Here is a 2,791-nt window from a genome sequence, read left to right as displayed (position 1 = left end):
GCAGTGGCGTAGACACCCTCTGTGCTACCGAGAGGCCCTGCCTTCATGCCCCCGCGCGGCCACAATCACCTGAACAGCACGCCCGTACGGACCCCCCAGCCCCACACTCGGTTTCGAGAAGCCCTCTTACACCGCTCACCGTACAGACCCCAGCGGACCGCGGCTGGCAAGCGGCAGACCAGCAAGGCGAAGCGGCAGCCGTGGCCGCGGGTCGACGAACTGGCTTCCTTGGAGCGGGTACTTGCCGGTGACGAGATGCAAAGGCGGGACCCCTACTGGTACGGCGCTCCAACCGACAAGATCACGCCGGACGAGTACCGTCGCGTGCAAAGCCAGGCCCGAATCTGGGCGGGCCACTGGTTCAACGACAAGGAAGTCAAGGCGTGGCTGGCCCTTGGCGTGCGACGTGCCGACGCAGCGGCACAGTGGCGTCAGCATGGGTTTCCTGATGCTGCCGCTGCTGCCCCGTGGCTGAATGCCGGAGTGCAGCAGCCTTCCCAGGCAGCAGTTTTTGTCGCTGCAAATGTCACACCGGAGATGCTTGAACTGCGCTTCGCCATGAAGGGCAGAGCCCTTCGCGGAGGCAACCTGACCCTGTTGCAAGCGCTGCAGCACCAGGACGTGACGCCGGAAGAAATCTGTGCTGAGCTCAGGCGGCTTGGAGTCATTCCGCAACAGCGTCAGTAGGTCAGATGCTGCGGTGCCCGGGGGAGGCCGGCGGCGTAGACGCGACAGGTGCCGCCGATGGCCGAGCCGTCGGTGAACTCCACCGCGTCAACTCGGGCACCTGTGACCCCGAAGAATCCCGCTCGGGTGTCAGTGGTGGCAGTCACACTTGCTTCATGACGCGTGACCTGCCGCTTCGGCACAGCGCGGTGTCTGGTCGATGTGAAGGGGGAGTCCAGGGGAAGCCCGCGAGCCTGGAGGCAGCTCACAGCCTTGGGCGGAAGATGACTGCCTTCCGAAGTGTCGATCGGGGCGGGGCATCGGCGTCGCGTCCGAGTTGGCTGAGTGGGTGGCGGAGTGACCACTCGTGCAGCAGGTCCAGGCCGTTGGGGCAGCGGATGACGGCTGCGCCGGTGTGCTCTGGCCTCATTGGGTGGTGAGCATGCCCTCGCGCAGCCCGGCGAGCGTGCGTGACAGCAGCCGGGAGACGTGGACCTGGGACACGCCGAGGCGTTCGCCGATCTGGGCTTGAGTGAGTTCCTCGACGAACCGCAGGTGTATGACCTGCCGGTCTCGTTCTTCGAGTTCGGCGAGCATCGGGGCCAGGGCGTGGAAGTCCTCCACCAGCTCCAGCGCCGCATCGTCGGTACCGATGAAGTCGGCCAGGGCCGCTTCGCCGTCCTCGCTGCCGTCGATAGCGGCGTTCAGGGAGGAGGAGTTGTAGCCGTTGGCGGCCAGCCGGGCCTCGATGACCTCCTGCTCCGGCAGGCACATCAGCTCCGACAGCTCTTTGACCGACGGGGCCCGGCCCAGGCGGCTGCGGAGCTCGTCCGTGGCGCGCGCGAGATGGATGCGGGCTTCCTGCAGGCGGCGCGGCACGTGCACGGCCCAGGAGGTGTCACGGAAGAACTGCTTGATGTCCCCGACGATGTACGGGATGGCGAAGGAGGTGAACTGCACCTCGCGGGCCGGTTCGAACCGGTCGATCGCGCTGATCAGCCCGATCATGCCGGCCTGGACGATGTCCTCCCTCTCCTGCGGACCCCGGCTGCGGAACCGGGCCGCCGTGAGACGGACCAGGGACATGTTCATCTCGATCAGCGCGGTGCGCGCGTCCTGGTATGCGGGCGTATCCGCCTCCAGGGTCGCCAGCCGGTCGAGGAGCAGCTTGGAGAGGACACGGGCGTCCTTCGGGGCGATCTTGGAGGGGGCGGCGAGTTCCGGCAGCTCACGTATGGGTGTCTCCGTCTTCGCCGTGGTTACTGCCGCCATGAGGTTCCCTTCGGGCGCCGGCCGACCGCCCGTCTTCAACGAGCCGACGACGGGTGGCACTACCGCGCGTCCACGGCACTCGTTTTGTCGTCGCCGGGTTTACCGCGTGCGGTGGGGCTTGTGGCGGGCGACGTGCAGTCGGACTTCGGTGGCGAGCCGGTCGGCGCCGGTGGAGCGGCGGGCGTTCTGCAGCGGGCCGGTGCCGAGTTCGCTGAGTACGCGGCCGGGCGCGCCGTGGGGACTGAGGGTGAGGTCGATCCGGTTCCTGGGGTGTTGTGAGGTGCCGGTGATGTGGGCGTCTGCTTTTTGAACGCCGGGCAGGTGGCGGGCTTCGGTGGCGATCGCGTCGCTGAGGGCCCGGTCGCGCAGCTCGACGCCCTGTGCCCGGTGCGGGGGGCCGACGGGCATGCGGCCGGGGTGTGAACGGCGCAGCTGTGCGATCAGCCACACCAGGGCGAGCACGGTGATGATCGTCAGGATGGTGATGACCGCCGGCCACCACCACCAGCCCTGGCTGCTCCAGCGGGCCCGGTCCGCGGAGCTGAGCAGGACGGCCTTGGGTGAGGCCAGCGGCCAGGCCGCGGGCAGCGGCAGGTGCCACTGCCGGTAGAGGTCCAGTCCCGCGAAGAGGACCAGGAGGCCCCCGGCGAGCAGCACGAGGCCGCTTGCGGTCAGCAGGGTGCGGTTGAGCGCGGATCGCGGCTTCATGACTTCTCTTCCCGGAACGGCTTCTCTTCCCGGAGTTCCCGGAGTTCCCGGAGTTCCCGGAGTTCCCGGAGTTCCCGGAGCAAGGATTGCGGTCAGGCGGTGCGTCTGCGTGCGCGTACGACCAAGCGGGGGGGATGGGCCAGGG

At 68.2% G+C, this 2,791-nt stretch carries 4 protein-coding genes; 1 reads left to right on the top strand and 3 read right to left on the bottom strand.

Annotated features, from left to right (window positions below; translation table 11 throughout):
* Nucleotides 1-228: 228 nt before the first annotated feature.
* Nucleotides 229-687, top strand: a complete 459-nt coding sequence (locus C1I97_RS39460; RefSeq protein ID WP_146608398.1) for a hypothetical protein — start codon at nucleotides 229-231, stop codon at nucleotides 685-687.
* Here the strand turns inward: C1I97_RS39460 and C1I97_RS40335 are convergent.
* The 3 genes from C1I97_RS40335 to C1I97_RS34745 all read right to left on the bottom strand — a co-directional run bounded on the left by C1I97_RS40335 (nucleotide 681) and on the right by C1I97_RS34745 (nucleotide 2,646).
* Complete coding sequence (locus C1I97_RS40335) at nucleotides 681-833, bottom strand: hypothetical protein (RefSeq protein WP_181447051.1); 153 nt, start codon at nucleotides 831-833, stop codon at nucleotides 681-683. The two genes, C1I97_RS39460 and C1I97_RS40335, sit on opposite strands and share 7 nt — an antisense overlap.
* A gap of 259 nt (nucleotides 834-1,092) precedes the next feature.
* Nucleotides 1,093-1,938, bottom strand: a complete 846-nt coding sequence (locus tag C1I97_RS34750; protein ID WP_111006957.1) for a SigB/SigF/SigG family RNA polymerase sigma factor — start codon at nucleotides 1,936-1,938, stop codon at nucleotides 1,093-1,095.
* A gap of 99 nt (nucleotides 1,939-2,037) precedes the next feature.
* A complete protein-coding gene (locus tag C1I97_RS34745; protein WP_111006956.1) occupies nucleotides 2,038-2,646 on the bottom strand; it encodes an alkaline shock response membrane anchor protein AmaP in 609 nt (202 codons plus the stop codon).
* Nucleotides 2,647-2,791 lie beyond the last annotated feature (145 nt).

This window comes from Streptomyces sp. NTH33, assembly GCF_003236365.1.
GTDB lineage: Bacteria > Actinomycetota > Actinomycetes > Streptomycetales > Streptomycetaceae > Streptomyces.
The sequence above is the reverse complement of the archived record's forward strand: the minus strand, read 5'-3'. Positions and strand labels throughout refer to the sequence as shown.